This is a genomic window from Micromonospora sp. NPDC005205, from assembly GCF_040608275.1.
In the GTDB taxonomy this organism is placed as follows: Bacteria; Actinomycetota; Actinomycetes; order Mycobacteriales; family Micromonosporaceae; genus Micromonospora.
Genome location: NZ_JBEXHV010000005.1, coordinates 306,478 through 328,158, shown reverse-complemented (window position 1 = coordinate 328,158; position 21,681 = coordinate 306,478). Strand labels below are relative to the sequence as shown.

Below are 21,681 nucleotides of genomic sequence, written 5' to 3'. Positions count from 1 at the left end.
CTCAGGCGACGTGTCGGGCGGCCCACTCGGCGAGGTCCCGGGCGCACGCGTCCACCGACTCCTGCCAGCTCCGGGCCGCGGCGTCGCCCGCCTCGTCGCTGACCTGCTTGACCAGCCGGCACGGCACGCCGGCCTGCGCCGCGGCCCACGCCACCGCGTACCCCTCCATGTCGACCAGGTCGGCGCGCTGCGCCAACCGGTCCCGCTCCGCGTCATCGGCCACGAAGGTGTCACCGGTCGCGAGCACCGCGCCCTCGGCGGCCAACGACAGCGGCGCCCCGTAGGTCTCGCCGGTGAGCGTGCGCAGCAGGTCGGTGTCCAGGTCGTGCTGGAGCACTGTGGCGACCTCGTGGATGCCGGCCAACCCGGGGCGCAACGCGCCCGCCGTACCCAGGTTGAGCACCAGGGCGGGGCGCGGACCCGCGGCCAGCACCGCGGCCACCGCGCTGGCGGCGTTCACCTTGCCCATGCCGGTGAGCAGGACCGGCAGCTCGGGCGGCAGGTAGCGGGCCTCCTCCCCCACGGCAAGAACCACCAGCGGACGATCGGCGCGGACCGTACCTCGAAGATTCACCGGAGCATCGTACGAGCCGACCGGTGGGCCGTCGACGTCAGTCGTCGGTGAAGCGGTACAGCACGAAGTCCTTCTCCGCGCCGCAGGCGATCACGCGGGTGTTCCACGAGCAGGAGGAGCTGCGCACGTCCTTCAGCTCACCCAACTCGTCGACCTCCCCGGACTCGGCCCATACCCCGGCCAGCACCCGGTTGTCCGCGACCACGCTGGGCGCCTTGGCGAAGACCAGCAGGTTGCCCGCGTCCAGGCGGACCGCCACCCCGCCCCGGTCCCGCAGCACCGGCTTGCCGGCGGCGTCGAAGACGGTGACGGTCGGCTCCGGCAGCTCCCGTTGGGCGAGCACCTGCTCACCCAACGGGACCAGACCGGTCACGCCCGGCGCCGGCCAGCGGATCATGCGCTCACCCTCGGTGACCGCCACCACCTCGGTGCGCGCGACGTCATTGTTCGGCACCTGCAACAGGCAGGCTCGCCGCTCACCGCAGGCCACCAGTTCCTTCGGGCGGTACTCGTCGTTGCCGGAGCGGTGCAGCACCACCGGCTCGGCGTCGGAGTTCAGGTCGTACGCGAGCAGCTGGTAACCACCCTCGTTGGCGGCCACGTACAGGCGGTCCTCGTGGGCGACCACCAGGTCGTCGAGGTCGGCGACGCTGCCCCACTGGCGCAGCACGGCGCCGGATGCCATGTCGAGCAGCCGCACCGACCGGTCCGCACCCACCTGGACGAGTCGCCGCCCCTTGCTCGTCCACGGGTTGCGGGGCGTGCCGTCGAGGAAGGCCGGCCCGCCCGCCGCCGCGTCGGTGCCGACCGGTCGGACCACGGTACGGCCACCGGCGTACTGGCCGCGGGGGTTGGGCTCGGTCCACTTCGCCGAGCCGTTGGTCAGGCGCAGACCGACCAGTTCGTCGGCGGTCCGGTCCACCAGCACCGCCGTGTCGTCGGCGAAGTAGACGTCGTCGTCACCACGCAGAACGCGCTGCCAGCGCTGCTCGCCGGTGCGGCCGTCGAGAACGGCCAGCGGTCGGGGGGTGCTGTCGCCCGGCGCGTCGGCGAGGACCGCGACCGCCCCGGGAACGGCAATGATCGCCTCCCAGTCGTTGGCCCGCACGTCGGTCTGCTCGCGCCACAACTCGCGGCCGTTGCCCGCGTCGACGGCCACCACCTCCAGCCGGTCGTCCGGCAGCGCAAACGCCAGGTAGGCCCGGTCGTCGAGCACCGCCGTCCACATGTCGAGCGGCCGTTCGGTGCCGGCTGACACTCGGGGCAGCTCGCGCAGCGAGGCGAACTCCAGGTCCGGGTAGCGGTCCCAGGTCAGGTAGAGCGTCGCCGCGGTGGCCACCCCGGCCAGGGCCAGCACCGCGCCGAACACCACCCAGCGCGCCCGAGGCCAGCGGGTCGCGCCGGCCGGCGGGGTCGGGGTGGCGCCGGCCAGGCCCGACCCCGGGGGCGAGCCCGCCGGCGGGGTGGATCCCGGCCAGGGCTGCGACGGTACGACCGGCGCGGGGGCTCCGGCCGGGGCGGGCGGGCTGACGGGGCTCGGCATCGGCGGGCTGACGGGACGTGGCGCGGGCGGGCTCACCGGGGCCGGCGCGGGTGGTGCGAGCGGCGGTCCCGCGTACGCCGGGGCGGGGAGCGACTTGCGCAGCGGCAGGTCGGTCAGGGCACCCTCGGCCACCGGCAACTCGGGCTGGTCCAGCACCGTCGGCGCGATCCCCAGCTCGGCGTGGAGCATGCGGGCCACCAGCGGGATCCGTGACGACCCGCCCACGAGGAACAGCCCGTCGAGCTGATCGGGTCGCAGCCCGGCGGCGGCGATGACCTCCCGGGCCCGCTGCACCGCCCGGCGCAGCAGCGGCGTGGCCACCCGCTCGACGTCCGCCCGGGTCAGCTGGATCGTCTCGGCCACTCCCGGCACCGCGACCGGGGCGACGGAAGACCGGGACAGGGTTTCCTTCGCCCCACGTACCTCGTCTGTGAGCCGGACCTGGTCGCGGCGCTGCGCCGGATCCGCCGGTCGGGTGAGCCGGGCCCACTGCCCGGCGTGCCGCTCACCGACCAACTCGCCGACCCGCCGTACCAGCGCGGCGTCGAGGTCCAGACCGCCCAGGTCGGGCAGGCCACCGTCGGCGACCACGCTGAAGCCTGAGTCGCCCCAGGGGTCCGCGCCCTCGTTGCGCAGCACGGCGACGTCGAGCGTCCCGCCACCGAAGTCGAACACCGCGATCGCCCCGCCGACCGGCACCGGACGGTGCAGAACCTGCGTGTAGTACCGGGCGGCGGCCACCGGCTCCCGCAGCAGCCGGGTGCCGGGCGGCGTCGGACCGGCGAGGGTGTGCTCTGCCGCCTGCGGCCAGCCCGCCCGCAGCAGCGCGTCGGCGAGGACCTGCCGCCGCGTCGCGTCCCAGGCGGCCGGGCAGGTGACCACTGCCGGCGGCAGGAAACCCACAGCGTTCACCGCCGCCCGGCCGACCGCCGCCAGCACCGCGGCGAGCAGCTCGGCCGGCGGGTACGCGCGGTCGCCGAGCTGCACTGTCGGCTCGTCCACCCGACGCTTGGGGTTCGCCTCGAACCGGGCCGGGTCGGCCTGCGCCAACCGGCGGGCGTCCCAGCCGGTGTGCAGGGTGCCGTCCGGGTCGGCGTAGACGGCGGACGGACTGAGCGGTTGACCGTCCATCAGCAGCGGACGGGTCCGCCCGTCCGGCCAGCGCAGCACCGCCACAGTGTTGGACGTGCCGAGGTCGATGCCGAGGGCGAAACCCTCGTGCTGGCCTGCCATTGCCCGATACCTCCGCCGCGACGAGGGGAACTCGACCCCGCATCGTACGCAGGCCCCGCCGCACCGCTGATCACTCGGTCCGGGGTGGTCGACGGCGTCCGGTCAGTGGGTGGAGTGGACGCCCACCACCTCGTCCTCGCTGGTCTCCCCAGTGAGCTGGAACCCGAGTTTCAGGTAGAACTGCTCCGGGCCGTCCGGCCCCGGCTTCCACGTCGTGTAGACGCGGTCGTGCCCACGTCGGCGGGCCTCGTCGCGGACGGCCTGTACCGCGAAGCGGCCGTACCCCCGGCCCTGGTGCTCGGCGGCGATGTTCAGCCGCCACAGCCCGGAGCGCCTGTCGTCCGACTGGGCCGGATCCCACACGACGTCGAAGAAGCCCATCAGGAAGCCGACGGTCTCGTCATCCTCGACGATCAGACGCGGCCACGCGATCTCGGGCCGCACGTACGCCTCGGCGAGGGACCAGGCGACCGGAGACGAGAACTTCTCCTGGTCGGGCCGCACGCTCACCCGGCAGGCGGCCTCCACATTGTCCTGAGTGATCGTCTCCAGTCGCGGCACGCCGGTCAGCCTACCGAGCGGGGCTGAGCAGCAGGCCGTCGAGCAGACCGCGCAGACCGAACTGGAACCAGGTGTCCAGGTCGGTGTCGGGTCTGGTCTGCCCGGCCGCGGCCAGCCACTGTCGGTCCCGGGTACGGCCGGTCCGCTCCAGCCGGGTGCGGGTCGCCGACCACCAGGCGTGGTAGGTGGTGTCCCCGGGGTCACGCCGAATGAGCAGGGCCATGCCCTGGACGTAGCCGCTGAGCGCCAGGTAGGCGCGGAACGCCTCGACCGGTGCATATCCGGCGCTGGTGAACGCCGCCACCACCCGGTCGACCATGGCGAGTACCGCCGGCCCGGTCGGCGGCCGGTCGGTGGCGAGGATGGCCAGCAGCCAGGGATGGCGGCGGTACATCGCCCACTCGTCCCCGGCCAACCGTTCGAGCCGTTGGCGCGGATCGCGCGGTGGTGGCTCGGTGCCGGGCGGGTGAGTGGCGGTGATCTGCTCGGCCATCGCGGCGAGGAGGTCGGCCCGGTTCCGGACGTGCCGGTACACGCCGTGGGCGGGCAGGCCGGCGCGTTGGGCGAGGACCCGCAGCGAGACGGCGTCCAGGCCGCCGGCGTCCGCCAGCTCGACCGCGAGGGCGACCAACCGGTGGCGCGGGTCGCCGCCGGTCGGCGCGGGCAGGTCCCAAATCCGACGCGGGCCGCTGGTGGGGCCGTGCTCGCGACGTCTCCGGTACGCGCGAGCCTGACAGCTCCGGGAGCAGTAGCGGCGCGGGCGCCCCCGGCCGGGGCCGACGGGCAGTTCGGCCTCGCACTCGACACACCGGTCACCGAGCACGCCGCCTCCCATCTCGCGCAACGCGCTACGAGGCTAGCTCGTCGGCGCGGCCCGCCGGGTCGATCATGAGGTTGGCGGGCGCTGCGGAGATCGGATCAGCCGCCAACCTCATGATCAACCGGCAGGGCGGGTGGTGGGTCGGCGGGGCAGCGGTCGGAGAGGGCGTAGCGGAGCAGCACCACGTCGCCGATCTGACGGGCCTCGGCCAGGCGGGCACGTCGACCCGGGTGCCAGGGAAAGCTGCCCTCCCCCACGAACCGGGGCGCCCGACCGTCACCGACGAAGAACGGGGCCACCACCAGGTGCAGTTCGTCGGCGAGACCGGCGGCGAGGAACTGGGCGTGCACCGTCCCACCGCCCTCCACCATCAACCGCTTCACGCCCCGCGCGGCCAGGTCGGTCAGCAGCCACCCCGGGTCGACAGGCTCACCCGCGTCGATCACGGTGGCCAGCCGGCCGACCCGCTCATCGGTCTTCTCCAGCGCGCCCGTGGCGCAGTAGACGAGCCGGGCCGAATCACCGGCGGTGAAGAAGCGGGCGGTCGGGTCGAGGTCACCCTGCGCGGTCAGGGTGACCTTGGTGGGTGAGGCGGGCCGACCGGCCGCCACCCGCTCGTCGCGGCGGCTTGGCGAGCGCACCAGCAGTCGAGGGTCGTCTCGTCGGACGGTGCCGGCGCCGACCAGAATGGCGTCGCAGCTGGCCCGAACCGCGTCGACGCGGTCCAGGTCCTCCTCGTTGGACAGCAGTAACCGCTGCTCGGAGGCATCATCGATGTACCCGTCGATGGAGGCGGCACAACTCAACAGCACGTACGGCCGCGTGGGCCCCGGCCGCCAACTCATCGGGAGACGGGCCGCTCAGGAGTACGACCCGCGAGCACATCCGCCGCCTCGGCCGCCTCGGCCGCCTCGACCTCCGCCGCCTTCGCGGCCTTGGCCGCCAGGTAGCCCGCGTTGGCCGGCGAGAGGAAGACGCTGGTGAGCACCCGTTCGGCCACGTCCACGCCCAACCGGGTCAACTGCTCGGCCTTGTCCGGATTGCTGCTGAGCAGTCGGACCCGCGGCACACCCAACGTGGCAAGCATCTGCGCGGCGACGGTGTAGTCCCGCTCGTCCTCGCCCCGGCCCAGCGCGACGTTGGCCTGGTAGGTGTCCAACCCGGCGTCCTGCAACGCGTACGCGTCGAGTTTGGCGTACAGGCCGATGCCCCGGCCCTCCTGACGGAGGTAGAGCAGGAAACCGCCGGTCTCGGCGATCCGCTGCACCGCCTCGCGCAGTTGCGGCCCGCAGTCGCAGCGTTGGCTGCCGAACACGTCGCCGGTCAGGCACTCGCTGTGCGGGCGGACCAGTGGGGCTGCTCCCCCGGTGGCGAGCCGGTCCAGGGCGCCCGACCAGTCGCCGAGGCCGAGGGCCAGGTGCTCCCGACCGTCCACCAGGCCTTTGAAGGTGAACACCCGGGCCGTCGTGGTGTAGCCGTCCGGGAACGCCAGCGGCACCGTGACCTGCGTGCGGATCGTGGCAACGGGCAATGCTTCGGGCATGGGACTCCTTTGTCCGGCGCCACCGTCCTCCGGCGACGCGTACCGTCTCACAACCGACTCAACATCCGCCGCCGGAGGCGGCTTCCCGGGCGGCGACCGGAATTCGACGTCGACGGGCCAGCAACACCGCAGCCCCGGGCAGACTGGCCACCAGGATCAGCGCGCCGTAGACGGTGGCGGTGGCGACGCCCTCGGCCGCGCTGAGGCCGGCCGCGCCGAACACCCATGCCGCCACCCCCTCTCGCGGCCCGAAACCGGCCACGTTCAAAGGTAGGCCCATCGCGAGCAGGGCGAGCAACGTCAACGGCAGCAGGCGGGACAGCGGGGCGTCCGATCCGGCGGTGCGCGCCGCCACCAGGAAGGTGGCCAGGTGACCGGCGACCATCACGGCCGAGGCGACCAGCACACCGAACCAGGTGCGCCGCGCCAGCAGCCCCGACCGTACGTCCGCCACGGCGGTGCGCAGTGCCGTCGCCCAGCGCGACCCGCCACCGTTCGGGAGGAGCCGGGCCAACAGCACGACGGCCAGCCCACCGGCGACGAGCAACGCGGCGGCGACCGGCAGGTACGCGCGGACCGGGGACGGAAAGGCGGCGAGCACCACCAAAGCAACCCCGACCAGGACCACCTGCCCGGCGGCACGTTCCCAGACCACCGCGCGGATGCCCCGGCTGACGTCACCGGCGTCGCGGCCGTGGCGTACCGCGCGGTGCACGTCGCCGAGCACCCCGCCGGGCAGTGTGGCGTTGAGGAAGACGGCCCGGTAGCAGTGCGCCACAGCGGTCGCCAGTGGCAGGCGTACGCCGAGACCGCCGGCGACCAGACTCCATCGCCACGCCGCGCAGACCGTGGTGAGCACCCCGATGACCAGCGCCGCAGCCAACGCTGGCGCGTCGATCAGTCGTACCCCGGCGAGGAACGGGCCGCTGCCCACCTGCCACAGCAGGACGGCGAGCAGACCCACCCCGCCGACCACTCGTGCCCAGGCCCAGAACATCGGCGCCGGCCTCCCCTTTGAAGATCGTCCACTTGCCCTAGTGCACGTACCCAGGGTGTGAACGGTTCATCCACCCACGAGGAGGTCAGTGTGTTCGACGAGCACCGTGAGCCGGCCGGCCGCGGCGTCGGCCAGCCGACGGCGGGCGTACGCCTGGGCGGGTCCGGCCAGGTCGGGGCGCTGCTCGCAGGCGGCCGCGAGCCATCCTCGGAACCATTCGGCGATCAGGTCGGCCTGCTCCGGGCCGAGACGCCACGGGCTGGGCCGTTCCCGCACGTCGACGCCGCGCCGGGCGAACGCGGCGGCGGTGGCGGCGACGGCATCGGGGCCGAGCAGCCGCCGGCCCTCGACGGTACGCCGCTGGTGGTCGTTGAACGCGGCCTCGACCGCCTCGTCGAGTGGGTCGGCCGGGGTGAACCGGACCTGCCCGGTCACCGAGATGGCGAACAGGGCCGGCCGGCCGACACACGCCGCCACCACCCGCTCGACCTCCTCCGCGGTGAGCATGTCCAGCAGCGCGGACGCGGTGACCAGGGAACCGTCCGCGAGGTCGGCGGCGGTCAGCCGGGTGAGGTCGCCGCAGCGGGTGTGGACGGTTACCGGGGCACCGTCGGCGGCGGTCACGCCGGTCATGCCCTCGGCGGCGCGGGCCAGCAGGTCGGCGTCCCGGTCATGCAGGATCCAGTGCTGCGGGCCGGACAACCGGGCGGCCAGCCAGCGGCTCATCGAGCCGGTGCCACTGCCCAGGTCGTGGATCACCGTGGGACCGTCACCGGTCAGCCGGGCCCGGACGGCATCCAGCAGGTCCTCGGCGCGCGCCGCCGCGTCGGCCGGTTCACGCAACCGCAGCCAGTCGGCGAACGGCAGGGTCTCCTCGGCGGTCATTCCGCCACCTCCTTCAGCACCTCGGCCAGCAGCGCGGTCGTCACCGGCCAGTCGGTCAGGGTGTCGCGCCGGGCGAGAGCGGCGCGCCGCAGCCGGGCGCGCAGCGCGTCGTCGCCCAGCCACCAGCTCAGCGCGCCGGCCAGCGCGGCCGGATCGTCCGCCGGGACCAGCAGCCCCGGCAGGTCGCCGTCGGGGGCACGGCCGAGTGCCTCCGGTAGGCCGCCCACCTGGGTGCCCAGCACCGGCAGGCCACGGGCCAGCGCCTCGGTGACGACCATGCCGTACGTCTCGCCCCGCGACGGCAGCACCAGCAGGTCGGCGTCGGCGTACGCGGCGTCGAGCGCCGCCCCGGTCAGCGGGCCGGTCAGCCGGACCCGGTCGGCGAGGCCCGCGCCGACGAGCCGGTCGCGCAGCCGGTGCACCAGCTCGGGCTCCCGGGTCAGCGTGCCGGCGCAGACCAGCGTCCAGGGCGTCTCGGCCAGGACGCACAGGGCGTCGACCAGCACGTCGTGGCCCTTGTGGCGGGTGACCGCGGCCACGCAGAGCAGCCGGTCACCGGTGGCCGAGCCGGGGGGCACCGGCGGCGCCGGCGTCACCCCCGGCGGCGCGACCCGAACGCGGTCGGCGGGCAGCGGATGGCGGAGCAGCAGGCGGCGACGGGTCCACTCGCTGGTGGCGACGACGGCCCGCGCGGTGGCCAGCGCTCGCGCCTCGGCCTCGTCGTCGAGCGGCATGTGCACGAGGACGACCAGGCGCAGCCGGCGGGCGTGCGGGGCGAGCAGGTCCGGCACGGCCGAGGCGATCAGGCCGTCGAGCAGCACCACGGCGTCGTCAGGCGCGGCGGCCAGCAGAGCCGCCAGCGCCGCCCGGTCGACCGGATCGGGGTGCGGCCACGCCCCGGGCACCGCGTGCTCACGCACCGCCCAGCCGCGCTCGCCGAGCCCCGCACAGATCCGCCGGTCGTAGGTGTTGCCCCCGCTGGGCGTGGCCGGGTCGTCGATGTCACCGGGCAGGACGACGTGGACCGTGCGGCGGCGCTGGCCGAGGTCCGGGGCGCCACCGGGCCCTCCGGGCCGGTCGAGCGGCTGCGCCCGGCCCGCGTCGGTCACAGCGACCGTTCGTAGCTGGCCCAGGCGATGTGCGACTCGTGCAGGGTGATCGTGATACCGGTCAGGTCGCGTGCCCCCGCGCCCAGCTCACCGGCGTGCACCCGATCGACCAGCCGGTCCGCGACGGTACGGGCCAGCACCTCCGTTGTGGTGTTCACCCCGGCGAAGGCCGCCTCGTCATCGAGGTTGCGGTAGGTCAGCTCGGCCAGCACGGCCCGCAGCTGCTCGGTGGCCAGGCCGATGTCCACCACGATGCCGTCGGCGTCCAGGTCGGGCCGGCGGAACGTCGCGTCCACCACGAACGTCGCGCCGTGCAGGCGTTGGGCCGGTCCGAACACCTCGCCTCGGAAACTGTGGGCAATCATCATGTGATCCCGAACGGTCACGCTGAACACGGTCACTCTCCGTCTTCGTAGGTGATGAGGTGGCAGAGCGCGGGCAGGTCGCCCGAGGTCAGTCTGGCGAGCACGTCGGGCAGCTCCGCGAAGCGCGACGCGCCGGTGATCAACGCGTCGAAGGCCGGGTCGTCGAGCAGGTCCAGGGCGAGCGCCAGCCGGTCGGCGTAACTGCGCCGTCCTCGTCGGGCGGGTGCCACCATGCCGACCTGACTGCTGCGCACGCTGAGTCGACCGGAGTGGAACGAGCCGCCCAGTGACACCTGCACCGGGCGGTCGCCGTACCAGCTCAACTCGATGACGGTGCCCTCCGGCGCGAGCAGGTCCAGCGACTGTTGCAGGCCGGCGGCGGTGGCGCTGGCGTGCACGACCAGGTCCCGGTCACCGCGGGCGTCGGACGGGTTGGCGAAGTCGACGCCGAGCGCCCCGGCCACGCCGGCCCGGCGCGCGTCGGTGTCGACCAACTCGACCTGCACGCCGGGGAACCGGGCCAGCAGCGCCGCGACGCAGCAGCCCACCATGCCCGCGCCGATCACGGTGACCCGGTCGCCGACCAACGGCGCCGCGTCCCACAGGGCATTGACAGCGGTCTCCACAGTGCCGGCGAGCACCGCTCGGGCGGCCGGCACCCCCTCCGGCACCGGCACCACGGCACTCACCGGCACGACGTACGCGCTCTGGTGCGGGTGCAGGCAGAACACCGTCCGCCCGAGCAGTTCCGGCGGGCCCTGCTCGACCACGCCGACGCTGAGGTAGCCGTACTTCACCGGGCCGGGGAACTCGCCCTCCTGAAACGGCGCGCGCATCGAGGCGTACTGGTCGGCGGGCACCCGGCCGGCGAATACCAGCGTCTCGGTGCCCCGGCTGACCCCGGAGTAGCGGGCCCTAACCAGCACCTCGTCGGGGCCCGGGGCGGTCAGCGACACCGGCTGGATCTCGGCCACGCCGGGTTCGCGCACCCAGCAGGCGTACGCCTCGCGGATCACCGTCGCGCACCTCAGCTCTGCTCCGGGGCCGAATCGATCGGCCGTGTCGGGGTCCCCGGTCGGGGGTTGTCGATCATAAACACGGAACTTCGGTACGCACAGTTCGAAGCTCGCCCACCGCATCTGCCATTCGGACAAAAGCGGCATAGCGGTGTTTTTGTCCCTATAAGCTCCCCTGGCACATTCGAACCAACGGGGGCGTGATGAGGATTTCGTGGTGGGGTAGCCGCAGGTCACGGGCGGCGGCGCTGACAGCTGTCGCGGGTGTGTTGGCGCTCAACAGTCTGCTGGTGCCGGCCGGCCCCGACCGGATCAACCCGGTGCTGGCCGCCGTCGACGAGGCAATCGGGCCGGTCGACCCGGTCGCCGAGGCGCTGAGCTTCGGTGTGATGACCGAGGGCAACGCCACTGTGAACAACGACGAGAACGAGGGAACCCTCGCCGTCGGCGGTGACCTCACCTTCGGCAACTACCAGCTCGCCGGGGCGACAGCCGGATCGTTCGTGGTGCCCGGCGACGCCAACCCCAGCGCCCTGGTCGTGGGTGGACGGGTCGACTTCGCCGGCAGCGTCGGCGGCAGCCGTCTGCAGGTGCTCTCCAACGGCTACGCCAAGGTCGGCAACCTGACCGGCACCGTCGTCCGAAACACCGACAACAACGGCGCCCAGGTCAACACCCGGATCCTGCCGACGAACGACTACGACGCCTCGCCCCGGGTGGAGCTGGTCACCCGGCAGCCGGTCCCCAGCGTCGGGCCGACCTCGCCGATCAACTTCGCCGGCGCGTTCACCGCCTTCCGGAGCACCACGGCCGGCCTCGCCACCTGCGACAACACGGTCGTGCTGCGGACGCCGAACGGTGACGTGCTGCCCCGACCGATCCCGCCGGGCAGCAACGCCGTCGTCACGTTGACCCCGGGCGTGACGAACGTGCTCAACCTGAGCGCCGCCGACCTGGCCAACATCCAGATCCTGACCTTCGCGAGCCAGCCGACCGCCGCCACGCCACTGCTGGTCAACGTGGACACCAGCGGCGTCGGCAACACCTTCGCCTGGACCGCCCCGAACTTCGCCGGGATTGGCGGGCCGCAGGCGCGCTACGTCCTGTTCAACTTCCCGACCGCCACCGCGCTCACCCTCACCCCGAACGCCGCCACCGTCGAAGGCACCATCTACGCCCCCAACGCCAGCCTCACCGACCTCTCCTCCAGCAACACCGAGGGCAGCGTCATCACCCGTACGCTGGACCACCGCGGCGGCGAGATCCACTACTTCCCGTTCAGCACCACGCTCGCCTGCGAGGGCGCCACCCCGGCCGACATCGCCCTGATCAAGTCGTCGACCACCACGCTGATCACCAGCGTCGGCCAGCAGGTGCCGTACTCCTTCCACGTGGTCAACACCGGCGGCGTCCCGCTGACCACCATCTCCGTCACCGACGTGCAGACACCACCGTCGTCGAACACCAACCTCGGCCCGATCACCTGCGCCGCCACCACACTGGCGCCCGGAGCGCAGACCGCCTGCACAGCCACCTACACCGTCACCCAGGCCGACCTGGACAACGGCGGGGTCACCAACGTCGCCACCGCACAGGGCAGCCCACCCACCGGTCCGCCGGTCGTCTCCGACCCGAACTCCCTGACCATCCCGGCGCAGGCGCTCACCGCCGCCGTCACAGTGGTCAAGTCGTCCACCACCACGTCGATCACCACGGTCGGGCAGCAGGTGCAGTACCGGTTCCTGGTCGCCAACACCGGCGGACTGACCCTTACCAACGTCGCCGTCACCGACGTGCAGACCCCGCCGTCGTCGAACGCCAACCTCGGCCCCATCACCTGCCCGGTCACCACCCTCGCCCCCGGCACGAGCACCACCTGCACCGCCACCTACACCGTCACCCAGGCCGACCTCGACAACGACGGGGTAACCAACGTCGCCACCGCGCGGGGCACCCCGCCCGGTGGCGGTACGCCGGTCACGTCGCCGCCCTCGACGCTGACCATCCCCGAGGCCGGCCTGCTCGCGTCGATCGCCATCATGAAGACCTCGACCACCACGTCAATCACTGCTGTCGGCCAACAGGTGCCGTACCAGTTCCACGTGCTGAACACCGGCGGGTTCACCCTCACCGGCGTCAACGTGACCGACGTGCAGACCCCGCCGTCGTCGAACGCCAACCTCGGCCCCATCACCTGCGCCGCCACCACTCTCGCTCCCGGCGCGCAGACCCTGTGCACAGCCACCTACATCGTCACCCAGGCCGACCTGGACAACGACGGCGTCACCAACGTCGCCACCGCGCACGGCACACCGCCCAGTGGCGCCCCTGTCGACTCGACGCCAGCGACGCTGACCATTCCGGAAAGCGGTCTGGTCGCCTCCATCGCGATCCTGAAGTCGTCCACCACCACGTCGATCACCGCTGTCGGGCAGCAGGTCCCGTACCGGTTCGACGTGGTCAACACCGGCGGGTTCACCCTCACCGGCGTGACCGTGACAGATGTGCAGACCCCGCCGTCGTCGAACGCCAACCTCGGCCCCATCACCTGCGCCGCCACCACCCTCGCGCCCGGCGCCACCACCACCTGCACCGCCTCCTACACCGTCACCCAGGCCGACCTGGACTTCGGCTCGGTCCGGGACAGCGCGACAGCGCAGGGAACACCGCCCGGCGGTCGGCCGCCCGTGCAGTCGCCGCCCGCGACGCTGACGATTCCGAGCGACGTGGTCGTCCCCGGCATCTCACTGGTGAAGTCGTCCACCACCACGCAGATCAGCAGCGTCGGCCAGCAGGTGCCCTACCGGTTCCTGGTCGCCAACACCGGCGGCGTGACGCTCAACGGCGTGAACGTGACAGACGTGCAGACCCCGCCGTCGTCGAACGCCAACCTCGGCCCGATCACCTGCGCCGCCACCACCCTGGCACCGGGCGCGAACACCACCTGCACCGCCACCTACACCGTCACCCAGGCCGACCTCGACAACGACGAGGTCACCAACGTCGCCACCGCACACGGCACACCGGCCGGCGGTGACAACCCGATCGACTCGGCACCCTCGACGCTGACCATCCCGGCGGCAGACGTGATCCAGTCGATCTCGCTGCTGAAGTCGTCCACCACGGTCTCGATCACCACGGTCGGGCAGCAGGTGCCCTACCGGTTCCTGGTGGCCAACACCGGCACCGTGACGCTGTCCGACGTGAACGTGACAGACGTGCAGACCCCGCCGTCGTCGAACGCCGACCTGGGGCCGATCACCTGCGCCGCCACCACCCTCGCTCCCGGCGCCAACACCACCTGCACCGCCACCTACACCGTCACCCAGGCCGACCTCGACAACAACGGGGTCACCGACGTCGCCACCGCACACGGCACACCGCCCGGCAGTGAGACGCCCATCGACTCCGCGCCGGCGACACTGACCATCCCGGACGCGGGGATCGTCGCCAGCATCCAGGTGGTGAAGACCTCCACCACCGTGTTGATCAATACCGCGGGGCAGCAGGTTCCGTACCGGTTCCACGTGGTCAACAACGGTGGGCTGACGCTGACCAACGTCAACGTGACCGACGTGCAGACCCCGCCGTCGTCGAACGCCAACCTCGGCCCGATCACCTGCGCCGCCACCACCCTCGCCCCTGGGGCGAGCACCACCTGCACCGCCACCTACACGGTCACCCAGGCCGACCTCGACAACGACGGCGTCACGAACGTCGCCTCCGCGCACGGCACACCGCCGGGCGGGGGTACGCCTGTCGACTCGCCGCCGTCGTCACTGACCATCCCGCAGTCCGGGCTCGTCGCCAACATCGAGGTGATCAAGTCGACCACCACGGTGGCGATCACCGCGCCGGGTCAGCAGGTGCCGTACACCTTCCTGGTCGTCAACACGGGCGGCTTCACCCTCACCAACGTCACAGTCAACGACACTGTGCTGCCGCCGTCCGAGCGCGGTGTCCTCGGGCCGATCACCTGTGGTCCAGAGAACATTCCGAACGGCGCGGTGACGTTGTCGCCGGGCGCCTCCATCCAGTGCCGGACGACCTACACGGTGACCGCGGAGGACTTCACCGGCTCGTCGCTGCGCAACGCCGCCACTGCCACCGGTACGCCGCCGTTCGGGCCGCCGCCGGTCTCCCCGCCATCGCCGGTGGACATCCCGATCCCCCACCCGGCGATCGCCATCACCAAGTCGGTGACGCCCACTGTGGTGTCCGCGGCCGGTGACGTGGTCACGTACCGGTTCGTGGTGAGCAACACCGGCACCACGTCGCTCAGCGCGGTGACGGTCGACGAGACGGACTTCTCCGGCACCGGGACGCCCGGGGCCATCACCTGCGGCACGCCGCCGGTCGCCAACGGCACGGTCACCCTGGCCGCCGGGGAAAGCACCACCTGCACGTCGACCTACGCGGTCACCGCCGCGGACATCGAGACCGGCCGAATCACCAACACCGCGGTCGCGGCCGGCACGCCCCCGACCATTCCCGGTCAGGACCCACCCGCACCGGTACGCTCCGCGCCGGCCTCGGCCGAGGTCACGGCCACCCGGGGCGCGGCGATCACTGTGGTGAAGTCGAGCAGCACCGACAAGATCGTCCGGCCGCGGCAGCACGTGCCGTTCCAGTTCGTGGTCACCAACACCGGTCAGGTGCCGCTGACCGGCGTGACGATCACCGACGCCCTGACCGCACCGGCCTCGGCGGCCAACCTCGGCCCGATCACCTGCGGTCCGGAACGGGCGCCGAACGGCGCCGTCACCCTTGCCGCTGGTGCGGCGGTGACCTGCACGGCGACGTACACGGTCAGCAAGGCTGACTACCACCACGGGTCGCTGCGCAACACCGCGACGGCGACCGGCACTCCGCCGGACGGACCGGCGCCGATCTCACCAGAGTCCACGATCACCATTCCGGTGAAGGGCAAGCTCCCGGTTACCGGAACGTCGTTCCCGGCCGGGCTCTGGATGGGTGCCGGGGTGCTGGCGGTGCTCCTCGGCGCGGCGCTGCTGCTGGTCGTCCGGCAGCGCAGACTCCGCGCCTGACGCGGACCTGATCGCGGGGGTCGGACCGGAGGGGAACCGGTCCGGCCCTCGCGGCACGTCGCCACCACCGCACGGCAGGGGGCTCGCTCCAACGCGCGATCAACGAACTGGCCCGACGCCTTCTCGGGTGCACAGGCTTATCAGGTCACGAGCCTGACCGGCACAAGCCGTGGTGCTGACTGTTGTCAACAGTTGATCCAGCGCACCGGGCGTAGTCGGGAGCCGTTGATGGAGCCAACGACGACGCCGTTGTCGGCGATCCCCCAGCCGATGGGGATTTGGACACCCGGGATGGCACCGCCCAGGGCGACGAGCCGGTCGCCGTGGTCGACGACTCGGTCGCCGAGCACCGAGCCCCGACTGTTGACGTCCTGCGTCGATACCAGTGCCGGGTTCACGGCGGACGCCACGCCAGTACGCAGGTCCCAGCGCACCAGGGCGCTGTCCCCGTCCTCACTGCCCGTGCCGATGCTACCGACTGCCCAGGTCCCCCGGGCCGCGACGATCCCCGACCACCGGGCCCCAGGGGCGGTGAGCCGGTCGGTCCTTGCGTCGGGATGGCGTACCCAGCCGAAGCCGCCGGCGGTGCCGATGATGGTGCCGTCGTCGAGGATCTCCCTCGCGCTGGCGTTGGACGGGGCGTCGATCACCTCGACGGTGCCCGGCCGGTCGGCGGGCCAGAGCAGCGGCAGGGTCGTCTCGGTCTGCTCGACGGCACCCAGGCCAACGATGTCGCCGCGTGAGTTGATTCCCAGCGCCAAGGTGTTGGAGACCGTCGGCAGGACGGGTAACCACTCCAGGCGCCCGTTGCGGTAGCGCCACGGGCGGTAGACGTTGTCGACGAAGGCACTGCCGACGGCAACGCCGTACCGATTGATGTTCTCGACCTGATGCAGGGCTCCTATGGTGACGACGGTGAGGCGGGGTTCGTCCCCCACGCCGGGCCCAGGTCGGCGCGGCGGCCCGGCCCAGAGCAGCAGGAGCGGCTGCGTATCGTCGTCATCGATTCGGTAGCCGATGCCGGCGATGAACCGACCAGTTGGGTCGACCGTCAGAGCTCGACCAGTCATGTCCGCTGGTAAGGGCAGTTTTCGTAGCGCGCAGACCGGGACGGGCCAGCGCTTCGGCTCGGCAGTGGCAACGCCGGGCAGGCCCAGCGTTGCGGTGAGGGCGCCAGCGGTCAGACTGACGAGAAAGCCGTTCCGAACAGTCCGGGTCATCTCTACTCCCAGTGACGTGTTGTGGTGGCGCACTCACCGAATCACGTCGATGTCAACGTCGGAAGTGCTGCCTACGGCTAGGCGACGCTGATTTCCGACACCGCACAGCCGCGACGTCGCGGAGGCCGAGGCAGGGGGTCACATGTCGGCTTCGAGAGCGCAGGTGATGCCGTCCGGGTCCTGGAACCACGCGATACGTCCACCCCCGGCCCGCGCGGTGATCCCCTTGGCGTCGTGCTCGAACTGCTCGTAGCGAACGAACTCGACGCCGGACGAGGAGAGCTCCTCGACGATCTGGTCGATGTCGTCGACGTACCACGTCGCCAGCGTCGCCGAGGTCTTCCCGGCAGTGACCGACTGGTACACGTTCAACGCCGGCCCGCCACCGGAGCCATAGACGCGGCTGCCGTCGACGATGGTGGCGCTGGGGCCGGACCGCAACGCCCGCAGGCCCAGCGCGCCCTCGTAGAAGGCCACGGCCCGCTGAATGTCGGACACGGCGACCGAGGTTCTGAGGTGGTACGCGCTCAAGGGCATGAACCACTCTGGCAGGTACCCTCCGAATCTTGGCGCCGAACCGACGACCTGTTCCGGTGCCCGTCGATCACGGCTGCGTGTATCACCGAGCCGGCGGCATGGCAACCGCGACCCGGCGATGCGGGCTCAGGCCACTAAGCGCTAAGGACTCGGCTGAAGAACGCCAGAGTGTCGCGGATCAGCGGCTCCAGCGGCACCCCGGCGAAACAGTGGTCGGCCCCCTGCACCACCGACAACTCGACCTCGGCTCCCACCGCGGTCAACGCTGCGGCAAGTTCTCTGCTCTGCCCCACCGGCACGACCAGGTCCTGGTCGCCGTGGATCAGCAGCATCGACGGGGCCTGATCGGAGACGTAGGTGATCGGACTCGCGGCCCGGCCCAGATGCGGGTTGTCTGGCAACGGGGCACCGATCAGAAGTGACTCGGGTGAGTCGGCCGCGTCGTGGTCGATAGTCCCGGACGGGTGTGCCTGTGACTGCATGGTCAACAGGTTCGACGGCGCGTACCAGCAGACTGCCGCCCGGACGCCGGTGTCGTCCCGGTCGTCCCCCGTCAGCGTGACCATCGAGGCCAGATGCCCACCGGCCGACTCGCCCCACACGCCGATCCGCTCGCCGTCCACGCCGACCTTGTCGCCGTGTCGGCGCAGCCAACGCACCGCCGCCTTGACGTCGTCGAGTTGAGCGGGGAAGTGCGCTTCCCCGCTGAGCCGGTACTGCACGGAGGCGACAGCGAATCCGGCCCGGATGGCGGCGGTGAACGGATCCACAGTCATCAGCCAGTCCGGCGGCTGCTTGGGCGAGCCGAACAGCCACGCCCCGCCGTGGATCCACACCAGGACCGGGGCCGGTCGGGGTGCCGTCACCGGCACGACGAGGTCCAACGTCAGCGGGCGGAAGCCCGGGACTTCGTGCACGACGATGTCGCGGTGCTCAATCCGGTCGTTCCGGCGCGGGGGTTCCGACTCGGTCATCGCGCCATGGTCGCACCGACGGCCAGAGCGTGCCGACCAGCCGACCAGCCCCGGACCGGAACCACCAGCGTCGGTACGCTCCGCGCCGGCCTCCCCGAGGTCACGGCGACCCCGACGGACAGACAGCCCATTGATACCGTGGGTTACGAGGGGTGTCTGTTGCGTTCGGGGCCAGGACCGGGCCGAGATGAGAAGGATGGAGCAGCACATGATCGTTCCGCAGGGGTTCCGCGCGGTGGTCGCGAACGCCGGGCTCAAGGACGACGAGGACGACTTCACCGCCCTGGTCTCCGAGGTGCCTGCGGTCAGCGCGGCGGTGTTCACCCGCTCCCGGTTCGCCGGCCCCAGCGTCGTGCTCAGCCGTTCGGCGGCGTCGACGTCGTCTGCCCGCGGCGTCGTGGTGCTCTCCCGCAACGCGAACGTGGCCACCGGCAAGGAAGGGCTGGAGAACGCCCGAGAGGTGCGGTCCACAGTGGCTCGCGCCGCCGGTCTGGACGACGACGAGCTGCTCATCGCGTCGACCGGGGTGATCGGGAAGCAGTATCCGATGCCGAGGGTCCGACAGCGCCTGGCCGAGCTTCGGTGGCCCTTTCCGCCTGCCGATTTCGACAGGGTCGCGCGGGCGATCATGACCACCGACACCACGCCCAAGGTGGTGCGGGCCAGCTGTGGAGCGGCGAGCATCGTCGGCGTCGCGAAGGGCGTCGGCATGATCGAGCCGAACATGGCGACCCTGTTGACGTTCTTCTGCACGGACGCCCGCATCGAGCCGGCCGACCTGGACCGGGTGTTCCGGGCGGTCATCGCTCGCACCTTCAACGCGGTCAGCATCGACACCGACACCTCCACCAGCGACACCGCGGCCATCTTCGCCAACGGCCTGGCCGGGCCGGTCGCTCTGGACGAGTTCGAGCAGGCGTTGTATTCCGTCGCACTGGACCTGGTGCGGATGGTCGCCCGCGACGGTGAGGGTGCCAGCAAGCTCCTCGAGGTCCGGGTCGGCGGTGCCCGCGACGGCGAGCAGGCCAAGCGGGTGGGCAAGGCCATCGTCAACTCGCCCCTGGTCAAGACGGCCGTGCACGGCGCGGACCCGAACTGGGGTCGGGTAGCCATGGCCATCGGCAAGTGCGAGGACGACGAGGACATCGACCAGCAACGGGTACGGATCGGTTTCGGCGGTATCGAGGTCTATCCGGCGCAGGCCACTGAGGAGACCCTGGTTCGGCTGCGGCGCCACCTCGAAGGCGACGACGTCGTGATCGAGGTCGACCTGGGGATCGGCGCCGGCGCTTTCACCGTGTACGGGTGCGACCTCACTGACGGATACATCCGGATCAACGCTGACTACACCACCTGAGCGACGATGCATCCGGGCGGTACCCGACGAGGTACCGCCCGGATGGTCGTGGTCGAGCCGCGCGGGTCAGCGGGATGCCAGCAGGAACACCCCGACCAGCGCCAGGACGACACCTGCCCACTGCACCCGGGTGGCGCGTTCGCGCAACACGACCCGCGCGAGCAGGAGCGTGCTGACCGGGTAGAGCGATGCCAGCAGGCCCACCACGGACAGGTAGCCCTCACGGACCGCCAGCAGATACAGCACGCTCGACAGCATGTCCAGGCCACCGGAGAGCAGGGCCAGCAGCACCGTGTTGCGGGGAGCTCTGATCGGCCAACGACCGATCGGCCAGGCGAGCAGGAGCAGGGTCAACGAGGCGCATCTGGCGGCCACCAGTGGCCACAGCCCCGACCCGTCCCCGGTACGGGACAGCAGCACGAAGAACAGGCCGAAGCCTGCACCGGCCGCCAACGCCCCGGCCACGGTCCGCAGGTGCGATTGTCGACCCGGCCGGTCACCGCCCGACGTGACCGAGACGCAGGGGATGGCGATCAGTCCGCAGGCCAGTCCGGCCGCCCCGATCACCGACACGGTGTCACCACCGGCCAGGCCGACGAGGACGGGCAGGATCGCGGCCATGGCGGCGGTGGTCGGAGCGACCACGCTCATCACTCCGTGGGCGAGGGCGTGATAGAGCAGCATGGCGCCGACGCTGCCGGCCAACCCGGCCAGTGCCCCCCAGCCGGCGTCGGCGGCCCGGAGGTTTCCGCCGCCAACGGTCCCGACGAACACCACGGCGGTCGCCAGCCCTGCCATGTTCGACCAGAGCACGACGGTCACCGCCGCGGCGCGCTTGGTGGCGAAGCCGCCGACGAAGTCGGCGGCTCCCAGAACCGTTGCCGAAGCCAGCGACATCAGAATGCTGAACATGTTCCGCCTTGGGTTGTCGGTGGCCGGATCAGTGAGATGTCAGATAGCCCCCCATGGACGTGAAGTAGGCGCGCGCCGGCAGCTCCGTGCCATCTTCCGTGCGCACCTGGAGGATCCTCAACCCCTGCTCGCGTCCGGTGTGGGCATCCGGCCCGCACACCACGACCACGCCGTCTCCCTCGGGGCAGAAGATCCGGCCCGGCGTCCCTCCGTAGCGCTTGGACGACACAGCCGCTGCGGTAACTCGCAGGCGGACACCGTTGTGGTAGGCAAAAGCGTTCGGGTAGGGGTCGCTCTGCGCCCGGATCAGATTGGCCAACCGGTCGGCCGGCCACGTCCAGTGGATCCGGCTGTCCTCCACCGATCGCTTGTGGAAGAACGTCGCCTGGGCCGGGTCCTGGCTGATCCACTGCCCGGTGCCGCTCTCGATGAGGTCCAGCGCCGACAGGGTGATCTCCGGGAAGATCTCGATGGTGCGCTCGAACAGGTTGGTCACAGTGTCCTTGTCGCTCACCTGGACCCGGCGCTGCAACACGATCTCGCCGAGGTCGAAATCATCGTTCATGAAGTGCACGGTGACCCCGACCTCGCGTTCACCGTTGATCATCGCCCAGTTGAGTGGGGCGAAGCCGCCGTAGCGAGGCAGCAGGGCGTCGTGGACGTTGATCGCCCCGTGCCGCGCCAGGCCGTACACGGCCGGCGACAGCCAGGTCCGCCAGTCCGACGACACGATGATGTCCGGGGCCAACTCCCGCAGCCGTGCGGCGACCTCGTCGTCATTGGCGTACTGACGGACCAGGATCGGCAGGTCGTGCTTCTCGGCCAGGTCGACCACCGAGTCGTTCCAGATGGTTTCGTACTCGTGCCCGCTGTCGGGATGGGTGATGACCTGCACCACCTCATGGCGGGAGTCCATCAGCGCCTGCAGCACTCGATGCCCCCACGTCTGGTAGCCCATGAACACTACTCGCACGGGTGTCGCTCCTC

18 protein-coding genes and 1 pseudogene are annotated in these 21,681 nt (G+C 71.7%); 3 read left to right on the top strand and 16 right to left on the bottom strand.

Annotated elements, in window-relative coordinates; genetic code table 11:
• Position 1: 1 nt before the first annotated feature.
• From ABZU43_RS13105 to ABZU43_RS13055, 11 genes are all read right to left on the bottom strand, one after another.
• Positions 2-574 (bottom strand): nucleosidase, encoded by a 573-nt coding sequence (locus ABZU43_RS13105; RefSeq protein ID WP_355006733.1) that lies wholly within the window; start codon positions 572-574, stop codon positions 2-4.
• Between the two features lie 37 nt (positions 575-611).
• The gene (locus ABZU43_RS13100; protein ID WP_355006732.1) at positions 612-3,350 is read right to left on the bottom strand and encodes an Hsp70 family protein; all 2,739 of its coding nucleotides are present in this window, start codon (positions 3,348-3,350) and stop codon (positions 612-614) included.
• 102 nt (positions 3,351-3,452) lie between these two features.
• A complete protein-coding gene (locus ABZU43_RS13095; protein ID WP_355006731.1) occupies positions 3,453-3,911 on the bottom strand; it encodes a GNAT family N-acetyltransferase in 459 nt (152 codons plus the stop codon).
• A 10-nt stretch (positions 3,912-3,921) separates the two neighbouring features.
• Positions 3,922-4,746: a TetR/AcrR family transcriptional regulator gene (locus ABZU43_RS13090; protein ID WP_355006785.1), complete on the bottom strand. Its 825-nt coding sequence runs from the start codon at positions 4,744-4,746 to the stop codon at positions 3,922-3,924.
• Between the two features lie 83 nt (positions 4,747-4,829).
• Positions 4,830-5,576, bottom strand: a complete 747-nt coding sequence (locus ABZU43_RS13085; protein ID WP_355006730.1) for a dihydrofolate reductase family protein — start codon at positions 5,574-5,576, stop codon at positions 4,830-4,832.
• Positions 5,573-6,274 carry a GTP cyclohydrolase II gene (ribA, locus tag ABZU43_RS13080; protein WP_355006729.1) on the bottom strand — a complete coding sequence of 234 codons (702 nt, stop codon included), beginning with the start codon at positions 6,272-6,274 and terminating at the stop codon, positions 5,573-5,575. The genes ABZU43_RS13085 and ribA overlap by 4 nt, the downstream gene beginning before the upstream one ends.
• Positions 6,275-6,332: 58 nt before the next feature.
• Positions 6,333-7,271: a lysylphosphatidylglycerol synthase transmembrane domain-containing protein gene (locus tag ABZU43_RS13075; protein ID WP_355006728.1), complete on the bottom strand. Its 939-nt coding sequence runs from the start codon at positions 7,269-7,271 to the stop codon at positions 6,333-6,335.
• Positions 7,272-7,337: 66 nt separating this feature from the next.
• A complete protein-coding gene (locus tag ABZU43_RS13070; protein ID WP_355006727.1) occupies positions 7,338-8,156 on the bottom strand; it encodes a class I SAM-dependent methyltransferase in 819 nt (272 codons plus the stop codon).
• Positions 8,153-9,265 (bottom strand): glycosyltransferase family 4 protein, encoded by a 1,113-nt coding sequence (locus ABZU43_RS13065; RefSeq protein WP_355006726.1) that lies wholly within the window; start codon positions 9,263-9,265, stop codon positions 8,153-8,155. The genes ABZU43_RS13070 and ABZU43_RS13065 overlap by 4 nt, the downstream gene beginning before the upstream one ends.
• Complete coding sequence (locus ABZU43_RS13060) at positions 9,262-9,660, bottom strand: 6-carboxytetrahydropterin synthase (RefSeq protein ID WP_355006725.1); 399 nt, start codon at positions 9,658-9,660, stop codon at positions 9,262-9,264. The genes ABZU43_RS13065 and ABZU43_RS13060 overlap by 4 nt, the downstream gene beginning before the upstream one ends.
• Positions 9,661-9,662: 2 nt before the next feature.
• Entirely contained in the window at positions 9,663-10,646 is a 984-nt protein-coding gene (locus ABZU43_RS13055) for a zinc-binding alcohol dehydrogenase (RefSeq protein ID WP_355006724.1), read from the bottom strand.
• A 203-nt stretch (positions 10,647-10,849) separates the two neighbouring features.
• Here ABZU43_RS13055 and ABZU43_RS13050 point away from each other — a divergent pair.
• Positions 10,850-11,959, top strand: a pseudogene (locus ABZU43_RS13050) (choice-of-anchor A family protein); the annotation flags it as partial.
• 726 nt (positions 11,960-12,685) lie between these two features.
• Positions 12,686-15,694 carry a hypothetical protein gene (locus ABZU43_RS13045; protein WP_355006784.1) on the top strand — a complete coding sequence of 1,003 codons (3,009 nt, stop codon included), beginning with the start codon at positions 12,686-12,688 and terminating at the stop codon, positions 15,692-15,694.
• 185 nt (positions 15,695-15,879) lie between these two features.
• Here ABZU43_RS13045 and ABZU43_RS13040 read toward each other — a convergent pair whose 3' ends face one another.
• From ABZU43_RS13040 to ABZU43_RS13030, 3 genes are all read right to left on the bottom strand, one after another.
• Positions 15,880-16,764 (bottom strand): hypothetical protein, encoded by an 885-nt coding sequence (locus tag ABZU43_RS13040; protein ID WP_355006723.1) that lies wholly within the window; start codon positions 16,762-16,764, stop codon positions 15,880-15,882.
• Positions 16,765-17,052: 288 nt separating this feature from the next.
• Positions 17,053-17,412 carry a VOC family protein gene (locus tag ABZU43_RS13035; RefSeq protein ID WP_355006722.1) on the bottom strand — a complete coding sequence of 120 codons (360 nt, stop codon included), beginning with the start codon at positions 17,410-17,412 and terminating at the stop codon, positions 17,053-17,055.
• A 173-nt stretch (positions 17,413-17,585) separates the two neighbouring features.
• The gene (locus tag ABZU43_RS13030; RefSeq protein WP_355006721.1) at positions 17,586-18,425 is read right to left on the bottom strand and encodes an alpha/beta hydrolase; all 840 of its coding nucleotides are present in this window, start codon (positions 18,423-18,425) and stop codon (positions 17,586-17,588) included.
• Between the two features lie 196 nt (positions 18,426-18,621).
• Here ABZU43_RS13030 and argJ point away from each other — a divergent pair, with 196 nt between their 5' ends.
• On the top strand, positions 18,622-19,782 hold the full coding sequence (argJ, locus tag ABZU43_RS13025) for a bifunctional glutamate N-acetyltransferase/amino-acid acetyltransferase ArgJ (protein ID WP_355006720.1): 1,161 nt from the start codon (positions 18,622-18,624) through the stop codon (positions 19,780-19,782).
• A 66-nt stretch (positions 19,783-19,848) separates the two neighbouring features.
• On the opposite strand, the gene ABZU43_RS13020 is transcribed toward argJ, so the two are convergent.
• Both ABZU43_RS13020 and ABZU43_RS13015 read right to left on the bottom strand, forming a co-directional pair.
• A complete protein-coding gene (locus ABZU43_RS13020) occupies positions 19,849-20,694 on the bottom strand; it encodes a DMT family transporter (RefSeq protein ID WP_355006719.1) in 846 nt (281 codons plus the stop codon).
• Between the two features lie 28 nt (positions 20,695-20,722).
• Positions 20,723-21,667 (bottom strand): methionyl-tRNA formyltransferase, encoded by a 945-nt coding sequence (locus tag ABZU43_RS13015; protein WP_355006718.1) that lies wholly within the window; start codon positions 21,665-21,667, stop codon positions 20,723-20,725.
• Positions 21,668-21,681 lie beyond the last annotated feature (14 nt).

What these genes read in the sequence shown, in the direction of transcription:
- argJ (WP_355006720.1), top strand. Translation starts at nt 18,622, where the DNA reads ATGGAGCAGCACATGATCGTTCCGCAGGGGTTCCGCGCGGTGGTCGCG.
- ABZU43_RS13075 (WP_355006728.1), bottom strand. Translation starts at nt 7,271, where the DNA reads ATGTTCTGGGCCTGGGCACGAGTGGTCGGCGGGGTGGGTCTGCTCGCC.
- ABZU43_RS13100 (WP_355006732.1), bottom strand. Translation starts at nt 3,350, where the DNA reads ATGGCAGGCCAGCACGAGGGTTTCGCCCTCGGCATCGACCTCGGCACG.
- ABZU43_RS13040 (WP_355006723.1), bottom strand. Translation starts at nt 16,764, where the DNA reads ATGACTGGTCGAGCTCTGACGGTCGACCCAACTGGTCGGTTCATCGCC.
- ABZU43_RS13020 (WP_355006719.1), bottom strand. Translation starts at nt 20,694, where the DNA reads ATGTTCAGCATTCTGATGTCGCTGGCTTCGGCAACGGTTCTGGGAGCC.
- ABZU43_RS13085 (WP_355006730.1), bottom strand. Translation starts at nt 5,576, where the DNA reads ATGAGTTGGCGGCCGGGGCCCACGCGGCCGTACGTGCTGTTGAGTTGT.
- ABZU43_RS13045 (WP_355006784.1), top strand. Translation starts at nt 12,686, where the DNA reads ATGAAGACCTCGACCACCACGTCAATCACTGCTGTCGGCCAACAGGTG.
- ABZU43_RS13070 (WP_355006727.1), bottom strand. Translation starts at nt 8,156, where the DNA reads ATGACCGCCGAGGAGACCCTGCCGTTCGCCGACTGGCTGCGGTTGCGT.
- ABZU43_RS13030 (WP_355006721.1), bottom strand. Translation starts at nt 18,425, where the DNA reads ATGACCGAGTCGGAACCCCCGCGCCGGAACGACCGGATTGAGCACCGC.
- ribA (WP_355006729.1), bottom strand. Translation starts at nt 6,274, where the DNA reads ATGCCCGAAGCATTGCCCGTTGCCACGATCCGCACGCAGGTCACGGTG.
- ABZU43_RS13090 (WP_355006785.1), bottom strand. Translation starts at nt 4,746, where the DNA reads ATGGGAGGCGGCGTGCTCGGTGACCGGTGTGTCGAGTGCGAGGCCGAA.